This is a genomic window from Pseudomonas sp. KNUC1026 (genome assembly GCF_021650705.1).
Lineage (GTDB): Bacteria > Pseudomonadota > Gammaproteobacteria > Pseudomonadales > Pseudomonadaceae > Aquipseudomonas.
Genome location: NZ_CP087138.1, coordinates 1,116,349 through 1,141,688, shown reverse-complemented (window position 1 = coordinate 1,141,688; position 25,340 = coordinate 1,116,349). Strand labels below are relative to the sequence as shown.

20 protein-coding genes and 5 pseudogenes are annotated in these 25,340 nt (G+C 62.1%); 18 read left to right on the top strand and 7 right to left on the bottom strand.

Going from position 1 to position 25,340, the window contains the following annotated elements; all coding sequences use genetic code 11:
• Positions 1 to 5: 5 nt before the first annotated feature.
• The 5 genes and pseudogenes from LN139_RS05035 to LN139_RS05015 form a co-directional block, all read left to right on the top strand.
• Positions 6 to 1,024 (top strand): annotated as a pseudogene (locus LN139_RS05035) (AraC family transcriptional regulator ligand-binding domain-containing protein).
• A 438-nt stretch (positions 1,025 to 1,462) separates the two neighbouring features.
• A complete protein-coding gene (locus tag LN139_RS05030) occupies positions 1,463 to 1,678 on the top strand; it encodes a hypothetical protein (RefSeq protein WP_236359032.1) in 216 nt (71 codons plus the stop codon).
• Positions 1,675 to 3,666, top strand: a complete 1,992-nt coding sequence (locus tag LN139_RS05025) for an S-type pyocin domain-containing protein (protein WP_236359031.1) — start codon at positions 1,675 to 1,677, stop codon at positions 3,664 to 3,666. The genes LN139_RS05030 and LN139_RS05025 overlap by 4 nt, the downstream gene beginning before the upstream one ends.
• Complete coding sequence (locus LN139_RS05020; protein ID WP_236359030.1) at positions 3,663 to 4,052, top strand: hypothetical protein; 390 nt, start codon at positions 3,663 to 3,665, stop codon at positions 4,050 to 4,052. Before LN139_RS05025 ends, LN139_RS05020 begins: the two co-directional genes overlap by 4 nt.
• Before the next feature lie 180 nt (positions 4,053 to 4,232).
• Positions 4,233 to 4,514: pseudogene (locus LN139_RS05015) on the top strand (transposase); the annotation flags it as partial.
• A 640-nt stretch (positions 4,515 to 5,154) separates the two neighbouring features.
• Here the strand turns inward: LN139_RS05015 and LN139_RS05010 are convergent.
• Positions 5,155 to 5,923, bottom strand: a pseudogene (locus LN139_RS05010) (IS5 family transposase).
• A gap of 96 nt (positions 5,924 to 6,019) precedes the next feature.
• Complete coding sequence (locus LN139_RS05005) at positions 6,020 to 6,829, bottom strand: DUF2242 domain-containing protein (protein WP_236359029.1); 810 nt, start codon at positions 6,827 to 6,829, stop codon at positions 6,020 to 6,022.
• Between the two features lie 180 nt (positions 6,830 to 7,009).
• Between LN139_RS05005 and gcvA the strand changes: the two are divergent.
• Together gcvA and LN139_RS04995 are read left to right on the top strand one after the other, a co-directional pair.
• Positions 7,010 to 7,908 (top strand): annotated as a pseudogene (gene gcvA / locus LN139_RS05000) (transcriptional regulator GcvA).
• A 58-nt stretch (positions 7,909 to 7,966) separates the two neighbouring features.
• Positions 7,967 to 8,554: a cytochrome b gene (locus tag LN139_RS04995; protein ID WP_236359028.1), complete on the top strand. Its 588-nt coding sequence runs from the start codon at positions 7,967 to 7,969 to the stop codon at positions 8,552 to 8,554.
• Here the strand turns inward: LN139_RS04995 and LN139_RS04990 are convergent.
• Positions 8,520 to 8,972, bottom strand: a complete 453-nt coding sequence (locus LN139_RS04990) for a TlpA family protein disulfide reductase (protein ID WP_236359027.1) — start codon at positions 8,970 to 8,972, stop codon at positions 8,520 to 8,522. The two genes, LN139_RS04995 and LN139_RS04990, sit on opposite strands and share 35 nt — an antisense overlap.
• Positions 8,973 to 9,040: 68 nt before the next feature.
• Here LN139_RS04990 and arsC point away from each other — a divergent pair, with 68 nt between their 5' ends.
• The 4 genes from arsC (at position 9,041) to LN139_RS04970 (ending at position 11,687) form a co-directional block, all read left to right on the top strand.
• Positions 9,041 to 9,394: an arsenate reductase (glutaredoxin) gene (gene arsC / locus LN139_RS04985; RefSeq protein WP_236359026.1), complete on the top strand. Its 354-nt coding sequence runs from the start codon at positions 9,041 to 9,043 to the stop codon at positions 9,392 to 9,394.
• Positions 9,391 to 9,999 (top strand): NAD(P)H:quinone oxidoreductase, encoded by a 609-nt coding sequence (wrbA, locus tag LN139_RS04980; RefSeq protein ID WP_236359025.1) that lies wholly within the window; start codon positions 9,391 to 9,393, stop codon positions 9,997 to 9,999. The genes arsC and wrbA overlap by 4 nt, the downstream gene beginning before the upstream one ends.
• Positions 9,992 to 10,663, top strand: coding sequence for a DNA-3-methyladenine glycosylase I (locus tag LN139_RS04975; protein WP_236359024.1), 672 nt, complete (start codon positions 9,992 to 9,994; stop codon positions 10,661 to 10,663). The genes wrbA and LN139_RS04975 overlap by 8 nt, the downstream gene beginning before the upstream one ends.
• A 307-nt stretch (positions 10,664 to 10,970) precedes the next feature.
• Positions 10,971 to 11,687: an autoinducer binding domain-containing protein gene (locus LN139_RS04970; protein ID WP_236359023.1), complete on the top strand. Its 717-nt coding sequence runs from the start codon at positions 10,971 to 10,973 to the stop codon at positions 11,685 to 11,687.
• Between the two features lie 16 nt (positions 11,688 to 11,703).
• Here the strand turns inward: LN139_RS04970 and LN139_RS04965 are convergent, their stop codons facing one another.
• The gene (locus LN139_RS04965; RefSeq protein ID WP_236359022.1) at positions 11,704 to 11,937 is read right to left on the bottom strand and encodes a hypothetical protein; all 234 of its coding nucleotides are present in this window, start codon (positions 11,935 to 11,937) and stop codon (positions 11,704 to 11,706) included.
• A gap of 131 nt (positions 11,938 to 12,068) precedes the next feature.
• Here LN139_RS04965 and LN139_RS04960 point away from each other — a divergent pair, with 131 nt between their 5' ends.
• From LN139_RS04960 to LN139_RS04940, 5 genes are all read left to right on the top strand, one after another.
• Positions 12,069 to 12,677 carry an acyl-homoserine-lactone synthase gene (locus tag LN139_RS04960; protein WP_236359021.1) on the top strand — a complete coding sequence of 203 codons (609 nt, stop codon included), beginning with the start codon at positions 12,069 to 12,071 and terminating at the stop codon, positions 12,675 to 12,677.
• Positions 12,678 to 12,861: 184 nt separating this feature from the next.
• Positions 12,862 to 14,184 carry a diguanylate cyclase domain-containing protein gene (locus LN139_RS04955; RefSeq protein WP_236359020.1) on the top strand — a complete coding sequence of 441 codons (1,323 nt, stop codon included), beginning with the start codon at positions 12,862 to 12,864 and terminating at the stop codon, positions 14,182 to 14,184.
• Positions 14,185 to 14,241: 57 nt separating this feature from the next.
• Positions 14,242 to 15,570: a glycosyltransferase family 2 protein gene (locus tag LN139_RS04950; protein WP_236359019.1), complete on the top strand. Its 1,329-nt coding sequence runs from the start codon at positions 14,242 to 14,244 to the stop codon at positions 15,568 to 15,570.
• A gap of 32 nt (positions 15,571 to 15,602) precedes the next feature.
• Positions 15,603 to 17,687, top strand: coding sequence for a TolC family protein (locus LN139_RS04945; RefSeq protein ID WP_236359018.1), 2,085 nt, complete (start codon positions 15,603 to 15,605; stop codon positions 17,685 to 17,687).
• Positions 17,684 to 18,730, top strand: coding sequence for an HlyD family secretion protein (locus LN139_RS04940; protein WP_236359017.1), 1,047 nt, complete (start codon positions 17,684 to 17,686; stop codon positions 18,728 to 18,730). Before LN139_RS04945 ends, LN139_RS04940 begins: the two co-directional genes overlap by 4 nt.
• A 139-nt stretch (positions 18,731 to 18,869) precedes the next feature.
• On the opposite strand, the gene LN139_RS04935 is transcribed toward LN139_RS04940, so the two are convergent.
• The gene (locus LN139_RS04935; RefSeq protein WP_236359016.1) at positions 18,870 to 20,060 is read right to left on the bottom strand and encodes a Fic family protein; all 1,191 of its coding nucleotides are present in this window, start codon (positions 20,058 to 20,060) and stop codon (positions 18,870 to 18,872) included.
• A 174-nt stretch (positions 20,061 to 20,234) separates the two neighbouring features.
• Positions 20,235 to 21,367, bottom strand: a pseudogene (locus tag LN139_RS04930) (GNAT family N-acetyltransferase).
• A gap of 309 nt (positions 21,368 to 21,676) precedes the next feature.
• Here LN139_RS04930 and LN139_RS04925 point away from each other — a divergent pair.
• Positions 21,677 to 23,002: a putative porin gene (locus tag LN139_RS04925; RefSeq protein ID WP_236359015.1), complete on the top strand. Its 1,326-nt coding sequence runs from the start codon at positions 21,677 to 21,679 to the stop codon at positions 23,000 to 23,002.
• Between the two features lie 129 nt (positions 23,003 to 23,131).
• Positions 23,132 to 24,697, top strand: a complete 1,566-nt coding sequence (locus tag LN139_RS04920) for a methyl-accepting chemotaxis protein (RefSeq protein ID WP_236359014.1) — start codon at positions 23,132 to 23,134, stop codon at positions 24,695 to 24,697.
• On the opposite strand, the gene LN139_RS04915 is transcribed toward LN139_RS04920, so the two are convergent.
• On the bottom strand, positions 24,687 to 25,340 hold the full coding sequence (locus LN139_RS04915) for an alpha/beta family hydrolase (RefSeq protein ID WP_236359013.1): 654 nt from the start codon (positions 25,338 to 25,340) through the stop codon (positions 24,687 to 24,689). The two genes, LN139_RS04920 and LN139_RS04915, sit on opposite strands and share 11 nt — an antisense overlap.

Here is a 25,340-nt window from a genome sequence, read left to right as displayed (position 1 = left end):
CCCGGCTGCGCCTGGGCGACCTCTCGGTCAACTACGCAGGCCTGCTGGGCCAGGCTTTGCGCGCTGGGGGCCACCCGCCCGAAGGCTTGCTCGAAAGCTTCGGCCTGGGCCCTCAACGCCTCGCCGAGCCGGGCGCACGGCTTTCGATCCCGCGCTACATGCGCCTGGGCCATGCCGCCATGGCCCTCGCCGCGGACCCGGCGCTGGGCTTGCGCATGGGCCAGCTGTGCCAATTGCCGGTGGCGGGCCTGGCCGGGGTGGCGGCAGCCCAGGCGCCGAACCTGCGCGAGGCAGCGCGCACCTTGCTGCGTTTCGAGCCGTTGTATGCCAGCAACTATCGTGGCCGCTCGTACCTGGCCGAGGACGCAGCAGGCGCCTGGCTCTGGTTCTACTCCATCGCCCCCTACAACCGCTTCAACCGCTTCGTGGTCGACTCCCTGCTCAGTGGCTGGCTGCATCAACTTGGCGCCCTTGCAGGCGAGCCGCTGGTGGCCGAGCAACTGCTGATCGAATTCCCCGCCCCCGACTACGCCCACGCCTATGCGCCACTGTGCCAGCAGCCGGTGCGCTTCGACGCTCAAGGCAATGGCGTGCGCCTGTCCAACGAGCAATTGGCCCTGCCCAACCCGGCGCACTGCCCCGGTACCTGGCAGCAACTGTTGCTGTTGTGCGAAACGAGCTGGAGCAACTGACCCGTGGCCGGCGCCTGAGCGAGCGCGTAGTGGCTTTGCTGGGCCCGATGCTCAGCGGCGGGCGTGAGCCCGACCTTGAAGGCCTTGCCGCCCAGCTGAAAATGCCCAGCTGGACACTGCGGCGCAAGCTGGCCGAGGAAGGCGTGGGCTTTCGAGAGCTGCTCAACGACACCCGCCGGGACCTCGCGCTGGCTTACATCCGCGACACGGAGTTGAGCTTTGGTGAGATCGCCTACTTGTTGGGTTTTACTTCGGCCGAAGCGTTCACTCGCGCGTTCAAGCGCTGGAGTGACGTTACGCCTGGGGCGTACCGGCGTACGCTGGCAGATTGATAGATCAAAGCTCGATATCGCTCTCAAGTGTATCAACCCGGTCGCGCTCGCTCGTGCCTGTGTCGTTCCACAGCCCCATAGTTATTTATAGTCAACGGGCTATACCAATACGAACTTTCTGATTCCTGGCATAAATTAATCTGCTCCCCAGCTGCGCTTGAAGTCAATGAATCAGGGTTTGGGCTATCTGGAGCCTCTCGCTTTCTTCAAGTGATTTCATGAGTTCGGAACCACCGAAAACAGCTGAAACGAAGTCGCTTCAATAAGTGGATTCGCAAAAAACGAAGCAACTAGCCACCTGGGAATTACTGTTCAAGAAAATAGCTTCTTGATACCTCAACCCAACCAGTTCGCAATATCAATTCCAATGAAATAATTTCCGTATTACTTTAAAAACCATCTGCCATCAGTGTTCCCTCTCGACATGGAGGATCACTGATGGCGCAGCAAGAAGATATTACCCTCGGAACGACCAACATCACATGGCCAGACGATGAAGAGCAAATAAAAAACGATCAAATAATTCCGGGCATCCCCATTCAGCACCCGGTACCTGGGTTGCCCCCACACTGGTTCTATCCTGACTTTGTTAATCAATTCATTGATGAAGCCGGACCTATTCTAGCCGGCGCCAAAGCATCTCCGCTGCAATGATCAACGCCATAGACTCAACAATCGAGTCAGACATTACGGCTACGGTAGAACCCTCGCTACCTGTACTCAAGCAGTTAGCACAACGTCACACCAGGATGAATGAACTAAAAAACACCTACAACCTGCTTGCTTCGCAAAATCGCGATTCCGCAAATTCTCTATATACCCCCTGGCCTCTCAGCATCAATGAAGGCGATGCGTTCGCCAAACTCCCACTCAGTGCGTGGCAATCCAACGAAGGCCGGATGAGATATCAAAACCGGCTGCAGGCCGCACTGACACACGCGATTGCCGCCGAAACGCACGAGGCTAAAGCTGCTCGCCTCGACACTCTTTCACAAGCAAACCTGGCCACCAGCCAAAGTACCTTCAGAGAAGATATTTCGGCAAGCTTGAAGACGCTCCATCAACATCGCTCAGAACGTGAAGTCGCCGTCAGAGCTGAGGTAATGGTAGAGACCGACTCACTCTACGCAGCTCTGTCGAATGCCCCAACTTCAGAGGCGTCACTCAACATCTTTGCCCAGCTCGACGAGCTGTTGAACCAATACCAGTCTCAAGCAGATGCAAGCCTGGCACTTACGCTCACGACGTTGCCGTTCGATCCTTTGAACCTGACCACCGAGCAAGTGTTGGCTCACGTCGAACCTGCTCATTGGGGTGATCCCGTTGCGTTGGCCGAATTCCATGAACGCTTGAGCAATGCTGCCCCACTTAGCATCGAGCATGCGTTGATGGCAGCAAGAGCCGACCAAGTCCGCACTCTGCTACAACGCCCGGAGAGTGTTTCCAAACGTCAGGAACTGACTGATGCAAAGGAAACCGCGCGTCAGCAGGAGCAGGCCCAAGCAGGCAAGCAGTTGGCCGAAAATGCTGCATTGATGGCGCGGCCTGGTTCTTTGGCTCTGAGCCTACCTAATAACGCTACCACTTACCCCTCCATCATAACCGGCGGCAACCTGATTGGCCTGCATCAGATCACCCCGGACGTATTAAACAGCGCAATAAAAAAAGCGCTGATAGAAACAGCTAAAGTTCTCGCTGAGTTTGCGGCCACTCGGCTCGCCCCGGTTTTAGCAGTCTACGGAGCGTTGGCCGTTCTGGCCCCTTCTCGGCTCGGAAACAGCGAGCTACCCAAGCACCTGCTTGTCCCGCTGTCTGACATCGCCCCGGATCTGGACATTTCTGGCGTAGAACATGGCCAAACCGTTTCGCTTCCTTATGCACTCATACCCCGCGTAACCCAGGACCGTATTGAGTTACACGTACTGGCGAACCTGGAAGCCTCGGTGCCGGCGCAGATAATCGATGCAAGCGTCCCGGCCTCTGGTAACGCTTGGCAAGGCGTGCTGCATCAACCCCCACGTTTGATTACCGTAACCCCCGTTGCACAACCACCAGACCCCTCTACCGAGCTACTCCCCGAACCTTCAGCGGTGCAGCCACCGACGGGGCCAGCCGAGATATTGACACCCGCAACCGGGAACGTGATACCGGGATACGAAGTACTTGACCATGAAATCTACATAGTCCGGTACCCTGCCACCTCAGGTTTACCGCCAGTTTACCTGGCGGTAAAAGCGCCACCTGTCAAAGTCGGTGACACAGGTCCCTACCTCGACTTGGTCAAACGAAGTGAAAAAGGAGATGGAATCCAGAATGATCATATGCCTTCTCAAAAAGCTATTCGTATTTCATTAAAGCGGGCTTACCCTGAACTTCCGGAAAGCGCAATAAGGGCTATTCTTAATCAATCTGCTGCAGTCGCTATTCCCGATTGGGTGCATCAACAGAAAAGTGAGACCTACGGCCGACGGAACACTAATGACAAGGCCGAGCATGACGCTAACGACTTGCGTGCAGCCGTAGGTAACAATCTTAAGGCCATAGAGCAAGCATTGCTGGAATCCGGACTGACGACAGAACGCGTTGCCGAGCTGGAACATGAGATCAATTCGATTAACGTGGAACTGGAACTCTACAAATGAATGACACACATATTGAATCAATCATTGCCTTACTTGGAACGAGTCAGAAAACTCCCGATAAAGTCTTTGGCATTGAGACAATGACCCGAAACAAGGCTGTCGAAGAAACCCCAGATTACTATTACACCAACCACAAAGGACTGGAGTTATTATTCACTGAAAAAGACGATATATTCTATCAGCTGAACATCCAGGCCAATCCGGACCGCCTGAGTACCATTGCTTACGAAGGGGCGCTACCTTATAAACTTAGCGTAGATTCGAGTCAGGCAGATATTCATAGTACTTTTGGAGCGCCCTGGAGACCTACCCACCTACTACCATTTCAATATGGGCACCTACTGGAGGAGCGGAGCGATTCAATCTTGCCTCAAACCCAGGGATAGCGATATTCGTAGGCTATACACCAGAAATGACTATCAGAGCACTGACACTTATCTATAAATCAGCTGATCCACTTCATCGATAAAAATTTTCGCAATCAGGGGGGAGGAACAGCTCTTTCCTACCTCTCCCGATCCTGAAACCCGTCAGATGATAGGCAAGGTCAGTAGGCTCTGTGCTTAGGTTATGAAGCCGAGGCGCTACGCCAATACTGCGACCGCTATCGAATGGAGCCCGTCATTCCCTTGCGAATCATGAAGCGCAAGCCGAAACCAGGCTTGCCTCGCCTGTTTGACAAGCCCAAATATGCGCAACGGAACATCATCGAGCGGATGTTCGGCTGGCTAAAAGACAACCGCAGAATTGGTACACGCTACGACAAGCTGGCGGAGAGCCTTGCCGCTATGATTTCGCTGGCGTACTCGTTGAGGTGTTTAAAACAGCTGGTTTCGTACAGAGCCTAACCCCACTCCCCACTTCTGTGAAAAAAGAGAGTCCACTTGGAGCTAAGTACCCTCAAGAACAGCAAATATCTAGGAAGAGCTACTTACCTGTATTATTTTTATGCTGGGCTCGCCAAAACAAACAATATCCACACACTCTTCAGCCAACAGAAAGCAATAGTGATTTAGATTCTGAATATCTACAGCTCCATAAGTCTCATCTTTAATTTGACTTATAAGCATAGAATTTTTTTTCTTTGAAAATTGAGCGAATGGGATTTCTTTGCTGAGATTTATTTCTAGCCAAAATATAACTATCATTAAAAACCTGATAGCCAACCATATCAATCAAGTCAAATTTAATACTAACAGTAGCACGCATCTCTCCTGGATGAGATACAAATCTCAAGTCCAGTCGCGTCGTCGCAAATCTTTTCTACACAATATCGCCCAGAACATTCTTCCAGCCAATCTTCGTAGATCTCATTCACTTTTGCCATATCTCACCTTAATTCTATTCCGCCCATCTTGTAATTCAAGCTTTGGTCTGCCGTCTGAGCTATCCGGACGAACCACGATATTACGCCCATCTGGTAGCGTGCCTGCGCACCCTACCGGGATCTCTTTCACATCCATTGGGTTCAGGGAGTCAAAATCTTTGTTAGGCTCTGTACGAAACCAACTTTTTTAAACACCGTAACGAGCACGCCAGCGAAACCATAGCGGCAACGCTCTCCGCCAGCTTGTCATAGCGCGTACCCATTCCGCGGTTGTCTTTGAGCCAGCCGAACATCCGCTCAATGACGGGCTGCATTCGATAGCGGTCGCAGTATTGGCGCAGCGCCTCGGCGTCATAACCTTTGTCTGCCAGTAGCCATCTGCAACGCTTGCGTGGCCGGCCACGGACAGTCGGAAGGTGGGCGCCGTCCAGGAGGGGTTGGGCGTAGTTGATGTCGCTTGCGTTGCCACCGGAGAGCAGAAAGCGAAGAGGAATGCCGTTAGCGTCGCACAGCATATGAATCTTGGTCGTGAAGCCCCCGCGGCTGCGGCCTAGAGCATGATCGGCGGGTTCGTCAGCCCCCCTTTTTACCCGCGCCGGAGGCCGAGCCGGAAGCGCGTATGGCGGTCGAGTCAATCATCTAGGTCTTCAGATCGATGCGGCCTTTTTCATTGAGCTTCAGTTGCAGCCGTTTGAGCATCTGGCTGAAGACACGTTGGTTTCGCCAATCACGAAAGCGCTGATAGACGCTTGACCAAGGCCCGAAATCCTCCGGCATGTCGCGCCAGGGTGCCCCCGAACAGAGTACCCACGGGATGCCATTGAGCATCTGCCTGTCGTCGCGGCTGGGGCGGCCTTTGCGCTGCGGACCTGCGAAAAGATCCGCTACCAAACCCCAAGCTTCATCTGAAATATCGTATCGACTGGCCATCAGAAAATTCCTTTCCCTGCATGGCGGGAGACTCTACGGCAAATGGCCTGGAGCATGGGTTTGGCTGAGTTTCTGCCAATTACGTACAGAGCCTAATCACCGCTCATCAGTGGTGATCGGAGGCTCATCTGCCGGCGGCGCTATGGGTTGAGAATTTAAGCTCTCATCAGGTGGCTGTGCACCGTCTGCAGGCGTTGCCGGGGCGATGGCGGCAGGCTGAGGCGCCTGCTGCGCGGCGGCTTCATGCCCTGCAGGCGCGGCCGCAGGCGCCGCAGCCGCCGCTTCGGCAGGCTTGGCCGCTGGCTGCTCGGGCACGCCCAGTTCCTTGCTCGGCTTTTCTTCGATATGCGCAGCCTTTTTCGCATCCGGCGGCAGGAAGTTCTCCACCAAGGCGAAATAGCGGTCGTAGAAGGTGTCGGAGGCGACCGTCTCGCTGGCCACCTTGACCATCGAATCGTCGCTGGAGCCGATCGGCATCGACACAGAGCCCAGCACGCCCACGCCGAGGCTGGCGGAGGTATTGGATTTTTTCAGCGCGTAGCGGTCGAGCAAGGCGTTGGCGAACACGATCGAGCTTTTGTTGGCGGTGGTGTCTGAGGCGCAGGTGACGTTGAAGCTGATCTCCAGGTGCGTGTCGGCGGTTTGCTGGAAGCTCTTGTGGCCGGCGACCAGTTCGGGGTCGCTGCTGGTGATGATGTAACCCTGGCTCAGCAGCGCACGGCGCGCCGCCTCGCAGGAGGCCATGTCGCTGACGGGGTAGTTGCGCGAGAAAGTGCCGGAGTCGTCGAAGCTCTCGTGCTCGTAGATGCCGGCCTTCTTGGAAGAAGAGCAACCGGCGAGGCTGGCAGCCAGCAGCGCCAGCGCGACGCCGGTGCGCAAGGCACCGAAACGGGGGAATTCAGACATTGCGGATCCTGGAAATATCACATGGCGCCCATTGTGCAACAGGCCTTGGGCACACGCATGAAACAAGCGTCACAAAAAGCGACTTTACTACGCATGCGCTGTGGGAAAAAGCGCCGCGCCGCCCGGCAAGGCTGCCGAGGGCTGAGGTATAGTCGCGGTTTTGGCTGTTGCGGTTGCGCCATGTCGAAACGATTGACCCCCTCCATGACCGCCCTGCAATGCTTCGAAGCGGCCGCACGGCACTTGAGCTTCACCCGCGCCGCGCAGGAGCTGCACCTGACCCAGAGCGCGGTGAGCAAGCAGGTAGCGCAGCTCGAAGAGATGCTGCGCCACCACCTGTTCCAGCGGGTGCGAAGGCGCCTGCAACTCACCCCGGCCGGCTCGCTGTACCTGGCCGAGGTGAACAAGATCCTCACCCAGATCGACATGTCCAGCCGCTACATCCTCTCCTACGGCGGCGAGACCGAAGTGCTGCGGGTGGCCACCCAGCCCACTTTCGGCGCACGCTGGCTGATCCCGGCACTCAAGGGGTTCGGCAAGCAGTACCCGAACATTCACCTGGAGATCCGCAACGAGCTCGAACCCTTCGACCTCACCCAGTCGCGGGCCGATGTTGCGTTCTTCTTCGGCCAGGGCACCTGGCCTGGGGCCACGTGCGTTGAGCTGTTCGGTGAAGAGGTGGTGACGGTGTGCGCGCCCGACCTGCTGGCCAGCACACCGCTTGGCGGCGCCGAGGACCTGGCCAACACCGTATTGCTGCAATGCACCTCGCGCCCGAGGCCTGGCACGACTGGTTCCTTGCCCAGGGGCTGCATTCGGCAGGCAGCTACCATGGCCCGCGTTTCGATACTTTCTACATGTGCATTCACGCGGCGGTCGCCGGTTGCGGCGTGGCGCTGATCCCGCGCTACCTAGTGGCCGAGGAACTGGCCGAAGGCAAGCTGGTGGTGCCGGTGGCGCATCCGATGCGCAGCCCGGGCGCACACTTTATGGCGTACCCGGAGCACGCGGCCGAAGTGCCAAAGATTCGCCATTTCGTCGACTGGATTCTGGCGCGCGCGCACCCTCAACCGGCCTGATTTGCAGTGCCGGCGCGGGCCGCGCTATAGCGCACCAGGCCCGGCACAAGGAACGCCCATGGACACCGTCACCCACTACACCTCCACCGCCAAATGGCTGCACTGGCTGATGGCCGCGATCTGGCTGGGCGCCTGGTTGCTGGGCCTTTCGGCCGTGCATTGGCACAGCATCAATGCCGACCACCGCATCACCCTCCTGCACAAGGCGGTGGCCAGCACCGTGCTGGTGCTGGTGGTGGTGCGCGTGGCCTGGCGGCTCACTCACCCGGCACCGCCCTTGCCGGCGAGCATGGCGCCGTCGATGCGCAAGGCGGCGCATGCCGGGCATCTGTTTCTCTACGCGATAGCGCTGATGGCCCTGCCGCTGTCGGGCTGGCTGTGGAGCTCCTCGGGCGGCCATGAGGTGTGGATGCTCGGGCTGCTCAAATTACCTGCGCTGATCGCGCCGAACGAGGCGGTGCAGCATGCCGTGGGCGTGTTCCACACCTGGGTGGCGTGGCTCTGCGGGGCGCTGGTGGGTGGGCACACTCTCATCGCGCTCAAACACCACTTCATCGACCGCGACACCGTGCTGAAAGGCATGCTGCCGCAGCCTCGCGACAGCGCGCCGGCTACGCGCCCTTCAGCGCCGCCAAGCGCGCCTTGAGGCCGACAGCGGTCTGCTCGCCTACCAGGCGCTCGCGCACCTTGCCGTCGGGGCCGATCAGGTAGGTCACCGGCAGGCCTTCGCTGGGGGGCAGATCGAGGCGTTGAGCGGGGTCCTGGGCGAGTACGCGAAAGCCGATGCCCAAGGTGCTGGCAGCCTGACGCAGTTCGTCGCCCTGCAGGTTATCGAAGTTCACCCCCAGCACCGTGACGCCCTCTGCGGCCAGCGCATTGAGCTGGGGCACTTCGCTGCGGCACGGGCCGCACCAGTCGGCCCAGTAGTTGAGCACCCACCACTGCCCCTTCAACTGATCGGCCTTGACTACCTGGCCCTGGGCATCGGGGCCCCAGTCGCTGTCGCAGCCGCCTGCCAGCAAGCATGCCCCGAGCAGCCAGGGCATCAACCAACGTCGCATCATGGCACCGGGCCTCCTACTCTCGACAATGCCGGGTGAATACGCGCCCCTCATTCGAAGCGGCGAGCCCCATGACCGACCTGACCCTCTATCACAACCCGCGCTGCTCCAAATCCCGTGGCGCGCTGGAACTGCTCGAAGCGCTCGGCCTGGCACCGGTGGTAGTGCGTTACCTGGAAACGCCCCCAAGCGCCGCCACGCTGCAAGCGCTGCTCGGCAAGCTGGGCATCGGCGCGCGCGCGCTGCTGCGCACCGGCGAAGACGAATACAAAAGCTTGAACCTGGCTGACCCGGCTCTGTCCGACGCTGCGTTGATCGCCGCGATGGTCGAGCACCCCAAGCTCATCGAGCGGCCGATCCTGGTCAACGGCGAGCGGGCCATCATCGGCCGGCCGCCTGGAAAGGTATTGGAGATCCTGCCATGAGCACACAACCGTTCATTCTGGTGCTGTATTACAGCCGCCACGGCGCCACCGCCGAGATGGCGCGCTACATCGCCCGCGGTGTCGAGCAGGCCGGGCTGGAGGCGCGCCTGCGCACGGTGCCGGCGGTGTCCAGCGACTGCGAAGCCACCGCGCCTGCGGTGCCAGACAGCGGCGCGCCCTATGCCACCCTCGACGACCTCAAGCAGTGCGCTGGCCTGGCGCTGGGCAGCCCGACCCGCTTCGGCAACATGGCCGCGCCGCTCAAGTACTTTCTCGACGGCACCAGCAGCCTGTGGCTGTCCGGGGCGCTGGTGAACAAGCCGGCCGGGGTGTTCACCTCCACCGCCAGCCTGCACGGCGGGCAAGAGACCACCTTGCTGTCGATGATGCTGCCGCTGCTGCACCACGGCATGCTGATCACCGGGCTGCCCTACAGCGAACAAGCCCTGCTCGACACCCGTGGCGGGGGCACGCCCTACGGTGCCAGCCATCACGCCGGCAACGACGGCAAGCGCGCGCTGGACGAGCACGAAATCGCGCTGTGCAAAGCCTTGGGCCTGCGCCTGGGGCGCACCGCGCAGCGCCTGGAGGGCCCGCATGCGTGACTACGCCTGGCTGCACGACTTCGCTCTGCAGCGGTTCGGCTCGAAGGCCGCACTAGAGGCCTGGCTGCCAAAGCCGCGTGACCGCGCCGAACTGCTTGCGCTGAGCGATGATCGCTACCTTTCGACCCTGACCCTGCGCATCTTCCGCGCAGGGCTCAAGCACAGCCTGGTCGACGCCAAGTGGCCGGCCTTCGAGCAAGTGTTCTTCGGCTTCGACCCGGAAAAAGTGGTGCTGATGAGCGCCGAGCACCTGGAGCGGATGATGCAGGACGCCCGGCTCATCCGGCACCTGGGCAAGCTCAAGAGCGTACCGCGCAACGCGCAGATGGTGCTGAATGTGGCCCATGAACATGGCAGTTTCGGCGCATTCATCGCCAACTGGCCGGAGGAAGACATCAGCGGGTTGTGGCGCTACCTGCGCCAGCACGGCAACCAGTTGGGCGGGCTGTCGGCACCGCGCTTCTTGCGAATGGTCGGCAAGGACACCTTCGTGCTCACCGACGACGTATGCGCGGCGCTGGTGGCTCAAGGCGTGGTAGACAAAGCGCCCACCAGCCAGCGCGATATTGCCGCAGCGCAGGCGGCCTTCAACCTGTGGCGCGAGCAAAGCGGCAGGCCGCTGTGCCAGTTGTCGGTAATGCTGGCCCATACGGTCAATCATTGAGGCCGTGGGGGATTCTGTGGTTTTTGCAACCGATTCCCTTGGCCATTCATTATCGCGTCGCGCGGCAAGCCGTCCTCCCACCGGTGCTTCAGCCTGCGGGAGAGCGGCTGAGCAAATCTCCACGGGTATAAGGCACTGCTTCGGATGAAGATCGGCGCATCGCTCGACATGGCCGATCTACCACGACCCGGGTCGCCTGCGCAGTGTTCGGGAAGCTTTCCCTACCCGCTTGAAGCCGCCGAACCAAAAGAGTAAGGTCCCGAGTTGTATTGCGCCTACGGCGGCCAAGGCCGTGCATTGAGAGAACATGATCGGATTTGCCCAAGAGCTACATGAGCTCGCTCGCGCAACGCAGCAGGATGAATGGCTGAGATTGTTGCAGCACGCCGCGAAGAACATGGGCGCCTCGGAGTTTCTTATCGCGCTCAAGCCCAATAAAGCAGCCGATAACAGCGCCGCGGTGATCCACAGCAACTTCGGCCGTGCCTGGCGGGCTCAATATGATGCCCATGCGTATGCCAACATTGACCCGGTGGTTGCGCACAGCCTGAAAAACAAGTTCCCGATTATCTGGAGCGACACTATTTATCGCTCTTTGGCTGAAAAAAACTTTTCAGAAGAAGCCGCGCACCATGGCTTGCGCCAGGGTTTCACGTTGCCTATTCATGAGCCTCAGGGTGAAGTGGGCATGCTCAGCCTGAGTTATGGCAACCATTCGCCCAAGGCCTTTGCCAAGGACATGGAAATACTGCTGGGCCGCGCCATTCTGCTGCGCGACTTCACCCTGGGCCATGCGCCACGCCTGCTGGGCATGAACAGCGAACGGCCGCAACTCACCGATCGCGAGCGTGAGGTGCTCTACTGGAGCGCTGCGGGCAAAACCAGCTGGGAGATCGGCGTGATTCTTTCCATCGCGTCGGCATCGGTGGAGTTCCACTTCAAGAATATCCGCCGCAAGTTCGGCGTCAGCAGCCGCCGCCTGGCCGTCGTTCGCGCTATCGAACTGGGCCTGATCAATCCCTGATCAAGCCGCGCCAACATCACTCACGCGCCTCCGACATCGCCAGGCGCTCGTCCGGTATCACGCCCTGGGCATAGAGCTGCAGCAGGATCGATAACGACGGTGACAGCATCGCCGTAGTTTCGATGCGGCTGGCATTTGCCTGGCTGATGCCGAACCGTGCCCAGAATGCCTTTTGGCTCAGATTGTGATCGACCCGCCGCTGCACCAGTTCGCGGACCAATGCCGAGTTTCGAGATTTGTTCGGTTTCATGGACTTCACCGCTGTAAAAACACTGGACTTTGCCACGTTTTCCCGGTGATACAACCTCCCAATTTCGGCGGGTAGCCAATATCCACCCTGAATATAAGATCCGGGACTTCTCTGAAAACATGGAGTCCGTCATGGAAATCTCTATCCGCGCCCGCCACCAGTTCTCCCACGACCAACTGTTCGCCATGCACCGCCTGCGTGCGCAAGTTTTCAAAATACGCAAACAGTGGGATGTCGCCTTGATCGGCGACATGGAAATCGACGGTTACGATGCACTTGACCCTTACTACATGATGTTGGAGAACCAGGCCGACGTGATCGGTTGCTGGCGCCTGTTGCCCACCAGCGGGCCGAACATGCTGGCCGACACTTTCCCTGAACTGCTCGACGGCACCCAGGCACCGGCCGATGCGCACACCTGGGAACTGAGCCGGTTCGCCATCCAGGGGGACGGCACCTTGCCGGCGCAACTCTCGCAAACCACAACCCAGGCCATCCGCTCGTTGATGGAGTTCGGCGTCAACCATTCCATCGCCCGCTACGTGACAGTGACCACCGTGGGCGTAGAACGCCTGCTCAAACGCCTGGGCCTGGATTTTCGCCGCATGGGCGCAGCGCGCACCGTGGGTGTGGAACACGCCGTGGCGCTGGAAGTCTGGGTGAGCCCGAAAACCCTCACTTCGCTGGGCCTGGACCATCTGGTGCACCTGGTGCAGCCGGCAGCGAACTCGGTGCACTGAGCCGCTGTTCGCCTGCCGTACACGCCGCTACCGCGCCTTCGCGCGGGCGGCTGTTTCACGGCTGACAAGCGCCATAGCACCACAGGTTTCTTGTACAAATCTTCTACATCTTCATGTGCAAATCCGAACTTTCCGTTCCAAGGGACGTCAATGCCCCGGACCCTGGAAACGGATGTTTACGCCTATGGCCCCCGCCGCCGCCCCCCGCCTTGCCGAAATCGGCAGCCGCTCTACCCCGCTGTTCTCCGATTCGCAACGCTTCGAACACCTGGATGAACTGTTGGCCGCCGGCCCGTTCGACGCCGTGATTCTCGATGGCACCGGTGAGTACACCTCCACCCTGCTGTACAGCCTGCGCAAGCATGCCAGCTATCGCCTCAAGCTGATCTACGCCAGCAGCACCGACCCGCGCGCTCAGGCGCTGGCCGATGGCCCGGCACCGGCTGCACGCGCGGTGATCGACCAGCAATATCAGCAATGGCAACAGCGCCATGAGCTGTTCAATCGCGGCCGCGCGCCGGAGGGCATCGACGCGCAGTTGCTGGCCTACCTGTGGCTGCGCGCGCCCGGCAAATTGTTGGCCGTGCGCGACGCGCGCTCGCCGCAACATCATGTGTACCCGCTACTCGACGCCATGGCCGACGGCCCGGTCAACGGGCAGGTCTGGATCGCCAACCTCACCCAGCGCAACCTGATCCAGAGCACCGAGCTGATCGACCGTATCCGCCTGTGCAAGCAATGCGGCTCGGGCCACCTGAACTACATCGATGTGTGCGTGGAATGCAATTGCCTGGACATCCAGCGCCAGCCCTCGATGCACTGCTTCACCTGCGGCCACATCGGCCCGCAGGGCGAATTTCTCAAGGACGGCGCCTTGCTGTGCCCCAACTGCCTGACGCGCCTGCGGCACATCGGCACCGACTACGACCGGCCGCTGGAGAACTACCACTGCAATGGCTGCAAAGCCTTCTTCGTCGATGCAGACGTGGAGGCTCGCTGCCTGGATTGCGGCACCCACCATCAGCCCGACGAACTGCTGATGCGCGAGATCCATCATTACCAGCTTTCGGAAAACGCACTGCTGGTAGCACGCCAGGGGCTCGAAGAGGCCCGCCATGAATACTTCAGCCGCCTGGCGATGGTCGGCATGAACACCTTCAAAACCCTGTTGAACTGGCAGATCGAACTGATCCAGCGGCACAAGGCGCCCTCGTTCGTATTGCTGGGCATGCGCTTTCGCAACCTGGGCAGCACTCTGGAACGGCTCGGCCCGCAGCGTGGCCACGCCCTGCTCGACAGCCTGATCGAGCGCATCCAGGAAGTGATCCGCGACACCGACCGCTGCACTCGCACCAGTGAAGAGCACCTGTGGCTGCTGCTGATGCACACCGACCAGGTGGGCTTGCGCCTGGTGACCGAGCGCCTGAACCGCATCAGCGAGCTGTTCCGTGGGCAAAGACCTGCAAGACATCCAGCTGCGCACCACCGGCTGCATCGCGCCCCGTGACCTGGTGGAAAAGGAGGACGCTGACCTGTTGCTGGCCCGCCTGGGAGGCGAGCTCTGATGCAGGCGCTGATCGAGCACGGCCATGCCTGGCTGAACGAGATCCGCGGGCCGAACGGCGACTGGCGGTTGTTTCTGATGGTGTTCCCGTACTTTTTGCTGCTGGAAGTACCGATGAACCTGCTGGTGCTGGTGGGCATCCTGCGCTGGTTCACCCGGGTGCGCAGCGCCACGCCGCAGCACAGCCCGTACCTGCCAAGGGTGTCGTGCGTCATTACCTGCTATGGCGAGGGGGATGCAGTGGCGCTGACGCTGCGTTCGCTGGCCGAACAGACCTACCCCGGCGTCATCGAAATCATCCCGGTGATCGACGGCGCAGCTGCCAACGGCGCGACCACCGCTGCAGTGCGGCGTTTCAAGCGCGACGCGCGCCTGCCGGCCAACCGCCAGGTGCGGCCGATCGCCAAGTGGCAACGCGGCGGGCGGGTGTCCACGCTCAACGCAGGCCTTGCCTACAGCCGTGGCGAGGTGATCATCAACGTCGATGGCGACACCTCGTTCGACAACGACATGGTGGTGCGCATGGTGCGCCACTTCCAGGACCCCAAGGTGCCGGCCGTTGCCGGCAGCCTGCGCGTGCGCAATGCCAGCCAGTCGCTGGTAGCGCGCATCCAGGCGCTGGAATATCTGCTGTCGATCCACATGTCGAAGATCGGCCTGTCCGAATTCAACCTGGTGAACAACGTGTCCGGCGCGTTCGGGGCTTTCCGCCGCAGTTTCCTGGAGCACATCGGCGGCTGGGACACCCACACCGCTGAAGACCTGGACCTGACCCTGCGCATCAAGAGCTACTTTCGCAAATACGGGCTGCGCGTGCCGTTCGAGCCACAGGCCATCGGCCACACCGATGCACCGCATACGCTCAAAGGCTTTTTGCAGCAGCGCCTGCGCTGGGACGGCGACCTCTATTTCGTCTACATGCGCAAGCATCCCCATGCGTTCAACCCGCGCCTGGTGGGCTGGCGAAACTTCGGCATGCTGCTGGTGAGCGGGCTGTTCTTCCAGCTGGTGCTGCCGTTCATCATCCTGGGCTACAGCCTGGTGGCGCTGCTGATGCTGCCGTTTGCGGCCTTCGCCTTCTACAGCCTGCTGATCTATGGGATCTACGCGCTGCTCGCCACGCTGCTGTACCTGGGCCTGATCGTGATGGTCAGCGAGCGGCAACGCCAGGACCTGCGCCTGGCCTGGATCCTGCCGATCTACCCGCTGGCGATGTACGGCCTGCGGTTGTGGAGCGTGGTGGCGATCCTCAACGAAACCCTGCGCCGCGGCCATGAAGAGTCGAGCATGGCCCCTTGGTGGGTGCTCAAGCGCGCCAACCGGTTCTGACCCCCGCCTATCGAATCAGAAGAATGAGCTCAATGCCCAAACGCTTGCTATTGGCACTGATGTGCACTGCCCCCATGGGCGCTACCGCCGCGCCACTGACGCTGGACAACGTACTGCAACAGGCCGGTGACGGCCGTGGCGTGGCCTCGGCCGAGGCGGAATTTCGCGCCCGCCAGGCCGCCGCGCAGCAGCGCGATGCCGAAGCCGGCTGGGAAGGTTTCGCCGGCGCCAACGCCGGCCGCTACAACGAGCTGGTCACCCAGAACGAGCGCGACAGTTACTTTGGCCGCAGCTATTCGATCGGGGTGCGCTACCCGCTGTTCGGCGCCATGCGGCGCAAGGTCGAGGCTTTGCATCAGGCCAACCGTGACGCACGCATCGGTGAAATCGAACGTGACCTGCAACGCGCCCAGCAACGCCTGGCACTGCGCAGCGCCTACGCCGACTGGTGGCGCGCCACCCAGGAACAGCAGCTGTGCCAGGACAGCGCCGCCGCGCAGCACAAGGCGCTGGCCACCGTCGACGAGCGCCTGCGCAACCGCTGGATCCTGCCGGCCGATGCGCAACTGATGCGCAGCGAATGGACCGCCGTCGCGCGCCGCTGCCAGATGCAGGCCGACCTGCTCAGCGACACCCGCGACAGCCTGGCCAGCCTTGGCGTCGACATCGCCCCCGGCGACCAGCCGGCAGCAGAGCCGCTCGCCGAGCACCCCAGGCCCCTGCGTGACTGGCAGAGCCTGCTCGAGAGCAACCCACGCATGGAGCAGCGCCAGGCGACCTTGGCCGCCGCCGAACAGGACCGCCGCCGCCCTTGGTTCTCGGCCATCGATGCCTACTTCACCCTCGCCGGCACCGCCGAGAACCGCAGCGACGCCAGCAAGGTCGGCGACGGCGTGAGCGCCGGCATCACCCTCTCGGCGCCGCTGGATGTGATGGACTACGGCACCGCGCGCCGCCGCGAAGGCGAGCAACGCTACCAGGCGGCGCAACTGGCCATGGAGCAGGAGCGTGGCGTGTTGCTGCGCGAACTGGGCAAGGTGCTGGAGCAGCAGCGGCGCAATTACAACGAGTACGCCTGGCGCAGCGAGCGGCGCGAGGCGCTGGACAGCATCATCGGCGAGCGCCGCCAGCGCACGGAACTGGACGGCGGCGATGCCAGCCTCAAGCTGCTGCAGGCCGAGATAGATCACTACAACGCGGGCTTCGCGCAGATTTCGGCCTGGCACGCGGTGTGGTTGCAGGACTCGGCCCTGCGCCTGTTCAGCGACGACAGCCCCGCTTTCGCCCAGTTGATGGGCAGCGCGCTGCTGCGCTGGCAGGCGCCTGGTGTCGGCGGCCAACCAGCGCCCGATGGCCCGCAGCACTGGACCCAGGGCGTCTACATCTGGCACAGCCAGGCGCTGCTGGACGCCGCGACGCGCCCGGCCGAGCTGGCGGCCCTGCGCGCTGCGCAGATCAGCGAGCTGAACCTGGGCCTGAGCCCGCTGCAGGTTGCCAACGCTTCCGGCACCTACGGGCAATTGCAGGCGCTGCTGGATGAGGCGCATGCACAGGGTTTGAAGGTCAACCTGCTGCTCGGCGACCCCGCCTGGATCAAGCCCAGCCAACGCCCGGAACTGATCGCGCTGATCGGCCGTTTCAGAGCACTGCCTTTCGATGCCCTGCACCTGGACCTGGAAGTGGAACAACTGGGCTGGCCGGTGCCGGACCAACGCCTGCGCGACTGGCTGGCGACCCTTCAGGCGGCCAAGCAGGCCAGCCCCTGGCCGCTGCGGCTCTCCAGCCACCCGCGCTGGTTCAGCGACCAGGCGCGCCGGCAACCCTGCGTGCCCTGCGAGCTGCCCAGGCTCGGCGTAGCCGACATCAGCCTGATGATGTACACCCGCAACCCGCACAACAGCGCCCGGCGCCTGGCCGACATCAGCCGCCAGTGGCCCTCGTTGCACCTGCGCCTGGCACAGAGCGTGGAGCGTGACCAACCCGCCGACCTCTCCTGGCACGACGCAGACGCCGCCACCCTGCAACGCCAGGCCCGCGACTGGGCCACTGCGCTGGCCCCGGCCAACGTGGGCGGCATCGACTGGCAATCCTGGACCGACTACCCGAGAGCCCCATGAAGATACGTTTCAACAGTGCCAAAGAGCAGCACCCGACCCAGGACTCCGGCATTCAGGTGCTGTACGCGCCGGGCAAGCGCCTGGCCTTTCGCCTGCGCTGGTACTTCATCCTGTTCCTCATCCTGCTGCCAGCGCTGTGGCTGGCGGGCAACTATGGGCTGGCGCTGATCCGCATCGAGGCGCCGGCACTGGTGAGGCTGGACGTGCTGGAGGTGCGTGCGCGCCAGGCGGGGCGCATCCAGGCGATCCAGGTCAAGGCCGGCGACCACGTGCAGGCCGGCCAGCCACTGCTGAAGCTGGATAACCCGGAGTGGGACCTGCGCCTGGCAATTCTGCAGGGCAGCGAGCAGGCACCGGCCGCCACGGGCGACCTGGCTGCACTCGATGCGCGCGCCCAGGCCAACCTGCAGAGCCTGGTCAGCCGCGCTCAGCAACGGGTGGCCTACGTGCAGCGGATGTTCAACGCCAGTGCCGCCACCCGTGGCGAGCTGGTCGATGCGCAGAACGCGCTGGACCGCCGCCGTGCCGAGTTGCTGGACTTCCAGCGCAGCCAGTTCGGCGGCGCCGGCGCCTCGGAAGCGGCGCGCTACGCCCAGCAGCAAGCGGCCGAACGGCAATGGCTGCAAGGGCAGATGGCGAACCTGAACGTGAGTGCACCGTACGCAGGCCGAGTGGCCGAGGTGGTTGCCGCCGAGGGCGAGAACGTCGGCCCCGGTACGCCGCTGCTGCGGGTGGAGAAAGCAGGCCCGGCACAGCTGTGGATCTACCTAGACCCCAAGGATGTGGAGCACTCGGCGCCCGGCTCGAAGCTCGAAGTGCAACTGCCCGATGGCGGTTGGGCCCAGGCCACGGTGATCAGCCCCGCCGAAAGCGCCAACCCGCTGCCCACCGACCTGCGCCAGCCCTTCTCCAGCCCCACTCGGGGGTTGCTGGTGGCGGCGCAGTTCGATACCCCGCTGGCTGAGGCGTGGCGGATCGATTCGCTGCCGGTGAAGGTGCGCTTTGCGGGTGAGCGGTTTCATGTGTTTGGGTGGGATATCTGAGCGCTGGTGATGGTGGGGGTCGCGCGGCAAGCTGCCCATGGTTTGATCTTGGTGGGAGGCTGGAATGCGTTCAGCTACTCGATGATCAGTCTTGTTACGGTCGGTATTTTCCAGTCATTCCAATGGTGCTCCAGCTCCCCTACCAGAGGTAGGGGAACAGGAATTCGATCGAATGCCGCGAAAGGTTCAGGGATACCGGTTTGCGTCCGTCGAGGGTGATCAAGCCCTCTTTTGCCATCTGGCTCAACAGGCCACGGGTGGCGCGTTCCCCAACGCCAAGGCTGGCCTGCAGCTCGGCTCGTGGCTGGTCACCCATATGGAGCAAAGTTTTGTAGACATCCCTGGCTTCGATCCGGAGCTCTGGCAGTGGATTGCCCTTGCTGTCTGAAAGCGCACCACGACTGCGCATCTCGAAGTACACATCGATCCGCTCCCCCAGCTTCTCCGGATCAAGCTGAGCGCTGAAGTACTGAACCTGGTCCAGCGCCGTGTCGGTAAAGTACTGAGTCCAGCGCATCAGACCGCTATCCGACAAGATGCCGCGGCCGTCCTGGTCGCCTTTGCGAGGGTGGTCGGCTGCCTTGAGCATGTCGTAATACATGTCGGTGTTTCGGGCGAAGCCACGGCTCATCGACCACAGGCCATAGCCGCCAAAACCGGCGGCCTTCAGATATTGGTCAGTGAACAGTCGCCCAGTACGGCCGTTTCCGTCCATGAAGGGGTGGATCCACATCAGCCTATGGTGTGCAGCAGCAGCCGCGAGGAAGCGCGACAGGCCGTGAATCCAGTCCAGTCGGTAAACACGCTCGAATTGGCCAAGACAGGCGTGCACCTGCTCAGCGGTCGGAGCGATGTGTTGGCCAACCTTGACGCCGTACTCACGGAATACGCCTGGAACCATTCGAACGACGTCACCCTGTTCGTTCATCTGGATATCCAGCATCTCGTCTGGCACACCGGCGTAGAACTCCCGATGCAGGCGCAAGATGGTATCCCGAGTACAGACCTCGACCGGGTTGATCGGGTCGTCGGTCAGGCGGCGTTGTGCCTCGATGTGACGCTTTATCTCTAGGAAGTCCTTGCTGGCTTTGACCGCCTGAGATCCGCCTGCAACCTGTTCCGCACGCAAGATGTCCGCCGGTAACGTTGAGTTACCCTCAATCTTGTTGCTGTAGTACGAGTTGACCACGCGCAGCAGATTGGCCATCGGCACACGCAGCGGGCGCGGGATTTTGCCGTGGAGTTCGGCATCCAGGCGCATGACCTTAACGATCTGGTCCTGCAACGCCTCGGGGGCTTTTTCTTGAGAAATATATGGGGTGAATGACATTTGCCGGTCTACCACCTTGCACCAAGCCCTATAGAAAAAGGCTTATTCCAATTTTCGGAAAATAATTTTGCCGGTTCGATTGCCGGTAATCTACCACCGTTTCGAACGCTATATAGAGCCGAGCGATGGTGCGCGTCGCGCGGCGAGCCGCCACGAGCCTTGGTGGGAGGCCGGCTAGCCGGGCGCGGTGCACCGATACGGCAACGCCTCCCGCGCCTGCTCGGCATAGGCCGCCACCCCTGCCCTTTCCTGTTCCAGAAACTCCGCCACCGCGTTGTGCAGCCCGGGGTGCACCAGGTAATGCCAGGAGCGCGTGATCGTCGGTTCGAAACCCCGGATCAACTTGTGCTCCCCTTGAGCACCGGCATCGAACTGCCCCAGCCCCTGCTCGATGGCGTACTCCATGCCCTGGTAAAAGCAGGTTTCGAAATGCAGCCGGTCGAACTCGGCCAGGCAGCCCCAGTAGCGCCCGTACAGGCAACCCTCGCCTACCAGGCTGAAGGCCATGGCCACCGGCCGCCCGTGCTGGTGCGCCAGCACCACGCGGATCGCCTCGGGCAGGCGCTCGGCGAGCAGGCTGAAGAATGCGCGGGTCAGGTAAGGCGCCTGGCCGCGCACCTGATAAGTGTTGGCGTAGCAGGCGTAGACGAAATCCCAGGCCGCCTCGCTCATCTGCTCGGCGCTGCGCCATTCGAAACTGATGCCCTGCCCGGCGACCTGTTCACGCTCCTTGCGCATCTGCTTGCGCTTGCGCGAGCTGAGGCTGTCGAGAAAGTCCTGAAAGTCCCGGTAGCTGCGGTTGTGCCAGTGGTACTGGCACCCCCAACGCTCAAGCCAGCCAGGTTGGCTCACCATCAGCGCGTCCAGGTCGGGCTCGGTGAAGTTGACGTGGGCGCTGGAGAGCCCCTGCACCTCGATATGCTGCGGCAATGCCTCGACCAGGCGGCGTGCTGCATCCGCGCTCGCCGCCAGCACCCGGGGGCCGGTGACCGGGCTGAACGGCACTGCCGCGAGCAATTTGGGTAGTAGGCGATGCCCGCGCGCCGGCAAGCGTCGGCCCAGCCGTGGTCGAACACGTATTCGCCGTAGCTGTGCCACTTTCGATAGGCCGGCAACGCTGCCAGCAACTGGCCGCCTTCTTCCAATAGCAAGTGCTCGGCCCGCCAGCCGCTGCCGGCCCCCAGGCTGCCGCTGGCTTCGAGCGCGCTCAGAAAGCCATGGCGCAGAAAAGGCTGCTGGCGAGGCAGCAAGGCATCCCAACGCTGCGCGCTGATCTGCTCCAACGAGTCGAGCACTTGAACGGGCATCACACCCTCCGGGCGGGGAAGTTCTGCGCAGTATCCCAAAACCCCTTCGGGATAGCGAAGCTTTCACAAACCGCGAAAATTCATCGACATTTTTTTCACATACACGCCGGGAAGGCTCTGGCCTGCGACATTTCAGCGACAAACAGTCATATAGATGACATGTGCGAGCCATCATTCTGTCATTACCCCTCGCAATACTTGCGCCAGTTTTTCGCCGGCCAGACAGCCCTTTGAGCAAAAGGTTCGCGGCGAAAACGCACCGTATTCGGGGTGGCTGTCGCCTCCTCATTTTTCGATAGGGAGAACCTTATGCGTGTCGTTTCCACACTTACCGGAGCCACCCTCTGCACGGGCCTGTTGATGGCCCTGAGCGCTCCGGCCAGTGCCGCCGTCGACGCCAAGCTGCTCGATATGCTGCGCGCCAACGGTTCGATCAGCGCCGCTCAGTACAGCGAACTGTCGGCCGAACTGACCAAGGAAACCCAGGCCAAGCAACAGGCTGACGCCGCCCAGGCCCAGGCCATCGCCGACGTCAAGGCCAAGAAAGACGAGCTCTCCTCCTTCGAACAGAAAGTGGCCTGGGCCTCCAAGACCCAGATCAAGGGCGACCTGCGCGTGCGTTACGAAGACGTTCGCAGCCAGGGCAACCGCCTGGACAACAGCCGCAGCGCCGACCGCGAGCGCGTGCGTGCCCGCTTCGGTGTGTACAGCCAGATCAACCCGGAAGTCGACGGCGGCATCCGCGTCGCCACCGGCAGCAGCTCCGATGGCCGCTCCACCAACCAGGACCTGAACGCCGACGGCACCACCGCGTTCGCCAAGAAGCAACTGTGGGTCGACCAGGCCTACCTGGACTGGCACCCCAACGCCCTGCCCAACCTGCACCTGATCGGCGGCAAGATGGCCCAGCCGTGGGTGAGCATGGGTGACATCATCTGGGACGGCGACCTGAACCCCGAAGGCGCCGCCGCCACCTATAAAGTGGCCGTTGGCCAGGGCGTTGAGCTGTTCGGCAGCACCGGTTACTTCAACCTCAAGGACAACGTCGACGGAGAGGGTTATCAGTACAAGCACGACCTGTCGATGTTCAGCGGCCAGCTGGGTACTCGCTTCGACCTGGGCAGCGCGCTGAAAGTGACCTTGGGCGGCAGCGTGTACGCCTTCAAGAACGACGACAAGGACCCGATCGGCAGCGGCACGATCTCGCGTAACGGCAACACCACCAACGACTTCCGCCTCTACGAAGCCTTTGGCCAGGTCGACCTGAAAAACCTGCCGATCCCGCTGGCGTTCTACGGCCAGTACGTGAACAACCAGGCCACCAACAGCGACCAGGACACCGGCTGGCTGGCCGGTACCAAGACCAGGCTGGGCGACTGGTCACTGGACTACAACTACCGCGACGTGCAGCGTAACGCAGTCGTCGGCGGCTTCACCGACTCGGACTTCGCCAACGGCTTCACCGGCTCGCGCGGCCACAAGCTGAAAGTGGGCTACGACATCAGCAAGAACTTCGGCCTGGGCGTGACCTACTTCCTCGCCGAAACCGACTCGCTGCCTGCCAGCTCCACCCAGCGCGCCGACAACGACCTGAACGTCAACACCCTGCAGGTCGACCTCGAAGCGAAGTTCTGATCGCTCAAGGCTCAGCAACCCCGAGCAGTACCGGCAAGGCCCTGGCCCCCATCCAGGGCCTTGCCTTTTATTACAGTTTCACACGCGCCCGCCGATACCCGCACAAGTCACCTTGCAAGCGGATCTGCCATGCGTAACAACCAGCCCATCACCGAACGCGAACGCACCTTCCCCGCCCACCAGCGGTTGATTTCCACCACCGACACCCGCGGCAACATCACCTATTGCAACGAAGCCTTCGTGGAGATCAGCGGGTTCGCCCGCCAGGAGCTGCTCGGTGCTGCGCATAACGTCGTTCGCCACCCGGATGTGCCGGCAGCGGTGTTCGGCCATATGTGGGAAACCCTCAAGGCCGGCAAGCCGTGGATGGGCATCGTCAAGAACCGCTGCAAAAGCGGCGACCACTACTGGGTGAACGCCTACGTCACCCCGATCCTGGAAAACAGCCAGGTGGTGGGTTACGAATCGGTGCGGGTCAAACCCGACGCCGACCAGATACGCCGCGCGCAAGCGCTGTACGCGCGCATCAACGCCGGCAAATCGGTGCACTCCAGCCGCCAGCGCTGGGCCAGCGGTGCAGTGGGCTGGCTGCCCTTCATCGCCTTGAGCCAGGCCGCCTGCGGGTTGGGCCTGTGGCTGGGCAGCGCCTGGGGCATGGCCGCAGCTGCGCTGCTTTCAGTGCCCGCCGGGTTGTGGGTAGCGCAACTGCAACGCGCGCGTTTGGCACGCTTGATCGACGCTGCAGGCGAGGCCAACGTCGACCCGCTGATCGCCCGCCTCTACACCGACCACGCTGGCCTTGAAGGCCGCCTGGAACTGGCGATGCTCAGCCAGCAGGCACACCTGCGTACCTGCCTCACGCGCTTGCAGGACACCGCCGAACACCTGAACGGCCAGGCTCGCCAGGCCGACGTGCTGGCCCACGACAGCGCCCAGGGCCTGGAGCGGCAGAAGCTTGAGACCGACCAAGTGGCCACCGCCGTCAACCAGATGGCTGCCACCACCCAGGAAGTGGCCAACCACGTACAACGCACCGCCGACGCGACCCAGCGCGCCAACCGCCTGACCGGCGAAGGCCGGCTGATCGCCAATGACACCCGCGAAGCGATCCAGCGGCTCTCTGCCGCGGTGGGTACCACCGGTGAAACCGTCACGCAACTGGCCCGCGACAGCGACGAGATCGGCGGCGTGGTGGATGTGATCAAGGGCATCGCCGACCAGACCAACCTGCTGGCGCTCAACGCAGCCATCGAGGCAGCGCGGGCCGGGGAAATGGGCCGCGGGTTTGCCGTAGTGGCTGATGAAGTCCGCCAACTGGCGCAGCGCACCAGCGAGTCGACCGGGCAGATCCACGGCCTGATCGCGCGCCTGCAGCAATCGGCCAATGAGGCGGTACAGACCATGGACGCCGGCCGCCGCCAGGCTGAAGAAGGCGTGGCGCGTGTGCTGGAAGCCGACCAGGCGCTGGTGGGCATCAGCGAAGCGGTGGCCAACATCACCGAGATGACTACGCAGATCGCCGCCGCCACCGAGGAGCAAAGCTCGGTGGCCGACGAGGTGAGCCGCAACATCAGCACCATCGCCGCGCTGGCCGACGAAACCACTGGCCAGGCCATGAGCAGCGCCGAACTGAGCCAGGCACTGACTCGAACCGCCGCCACTCAGTACGCGCTGGTCGAGCGCTTCAACCGCTGACGAACGCTGCCACCCGGTCGGCCGCGCTGAGCAGGTGCTCGGCGTGGCTGATGCCGCTGCTTTTGAGCGGCTTGAGGTCGTGATCGGCGGCGGCCAGCCAGTGCACCTCGATGCTCGGCGCCAAGGTGTAACCGGCCACCGTTTCGCGGTTACCCAGCGCGTCGCGCTCGCCCTGCACGATCAGGGTGGGGGTGCGCAATGCCGCCAGGTGCTCGATGCGTGGTTTCTCCGGTTTGCCCGCGGCATAGAACGGATAACCCAGGCACACCAGCGCGTCAGCTTCCAGCTCATCAGCCACCAGGCTCGCCATGCGCCCGCCCATCGACTTGCCGCCGATCGCCAGTGGCCCACTCACCTGTGTGCGCACCAGGGCATGGACTTCACGCCATTTCTCCAGCAACTGCTTTTGCGCGTTGGGCGGGCGCTTGCCGCCGCTGATCCGGCGCTGGGCCATGTAGTCGAATTCGAAGCGCAGCACCGCGATGCCCAGGCCTGCGAGGTTCTGCGCCATGGCGTTCATGAACGGGCTGTCCATCGGCGCGCCGGCGCCATGGGCGAGGATCAGGCAGGCGCTGGCCTCCTGCGGTGGCGCATCCCACAGCCAGCCGTTGTCGTGCACGCGTTCAATCCAGGCGCTGCTCAT

Bases quoted from the DNA above. Each gene is read 5' to 3' on its own strand.
- LN139_RS04925 (WP_236359015.1), top strand. From the start codon at position 21,677: ATGCGTGTCGTTTCCACACTTACCGGAGCCACCCTCTGCACGGGCCTG.
- LN139_RS05030 (WP_236359032.1), top strand. From the start codon at position 1,463: ATGGCGCAGCAAGAAGATATTACCCTCGGAACGACCAACATCACATGG.
- LN139_RS04990 (WP_236359027.1), bottom strand. From the start codon at position 8,972: ATGATGCGACGTTGGTTGATGCCCTGGCTGCTCGGGGCATGCTTGCTG.
- LN139_RS04945 (WP_236359018.1), top strand. From the start codon at position 15,603: ATGCCCAAACGCTTGCTATTGGCACTGATGTGCACTGCCCCCATGGGC.
- LN139_RS05020 (WP_236359030.1), top strand. From the start codon at position 3,663: ATGAATGACACACATATTGAATCAATCATTGCCTTACTTGGAACGAGT.
- LN139_RS04975 (WP_236359024.1), top strand. From the start codon at position 9,992: ATGCGTGACTACGCCTGGCTGCACGACTTCGCTCTGCAGCGGTTCGGC.
- LN139_RS04960 (WP_236359021.1), top strand. From the start codon at position 12,069: ATGGAAATCTCTATCCGCGCCCGCCACCAGTTCTCCCACGACCAACTG.
- wrbA (WP_236359025.1), top strand. From the start codon at position 9,391: ATGAGCACACAACCGTTCATTCTGGTGCTGTATTACAGCCGCCACGGC.
- LN139_RS04915 (WP_236359013.1), bottom strand. From the start codon at position 25,340: ATGAGCAGCGCCTGGATTGAACGCGTGCACGACAACGGCTGGCTGTGG.
- LN139_RS04955 (WP_236359020.1), top strand. From the start codon at position 12,862: ATGGCCCCCGCCGCCGCCCCCCGCCTTGCCGAAATCGGCAGCCGCTCT.
- LN139_RS05025 (WP_236359031.1), top strand. From the start codon at position 1,675: ATGATCAACGCCATAGACTCAACAATCGAGTCAGACATTACGGCTACG.
- LN139_RS04920 (WP_236359014.1), top strand. From the start codon at position 23,132: ATGCGTAACAACCAGCCCATCACCGAACGCGAACGCACCTTCCCCGCC.
- LN139_RS04935 (WP_236359016.1), bottom strand. From the start codon at position 20,060: ATGTCATTCACCCCATATATTTCTCAAGAAAAAGCCCCCGAGGCGTTG.
- LN139_RS04970 (WP_236359023.1), top strand. From the start codon at position 10,971: ATGATCGGATTTGCCCAAGAGCTACATGAGCTCGCTCGCGCAACGCAG.
- LN139_RS04995 (WP_236359028.1), top strand. From the start codon at position 7,967: ATGGACACCGTCACCCACTACACCTCCACCGCCAAATGGCTGCACTGG.
- LN139_RS05005 (WP_236359029.1), bottom strand. From the start codon at position 6,829: ATGTCTGAATTCCCCCGTTTCGGTGCCTTGCGCACCGGCGTCGCGCTG.
- LN139_RS04965 (WP_236359022.1), bottom strand. From the start codon at position 11,937: ATGAAACCGAACAAATCTCGAAACTCGGCATTGGTCCGCGAACTGGTG.
- arsC (WP_236359026.1), top strand. From the start codon at position 9,041: ATGACCGACCTGACCCTCTATCACAACCCGCGCTGCTCCAAATCCCGT.
- LN139_RS04950 (WP_236359019.1), top strand. From the start codon at position 14,242: ATGCAGGCGCTGATCGAGCACGGCCATGCCTGGCTGAACGAGATCCGC.
- LN139_RS04940 (WP_236359017.1), top strand. From the start codon at position 17,684: ATGAAGATACGTTTCAACAGTGCCAAAGAGCAGCACCCGACCCAGGAC.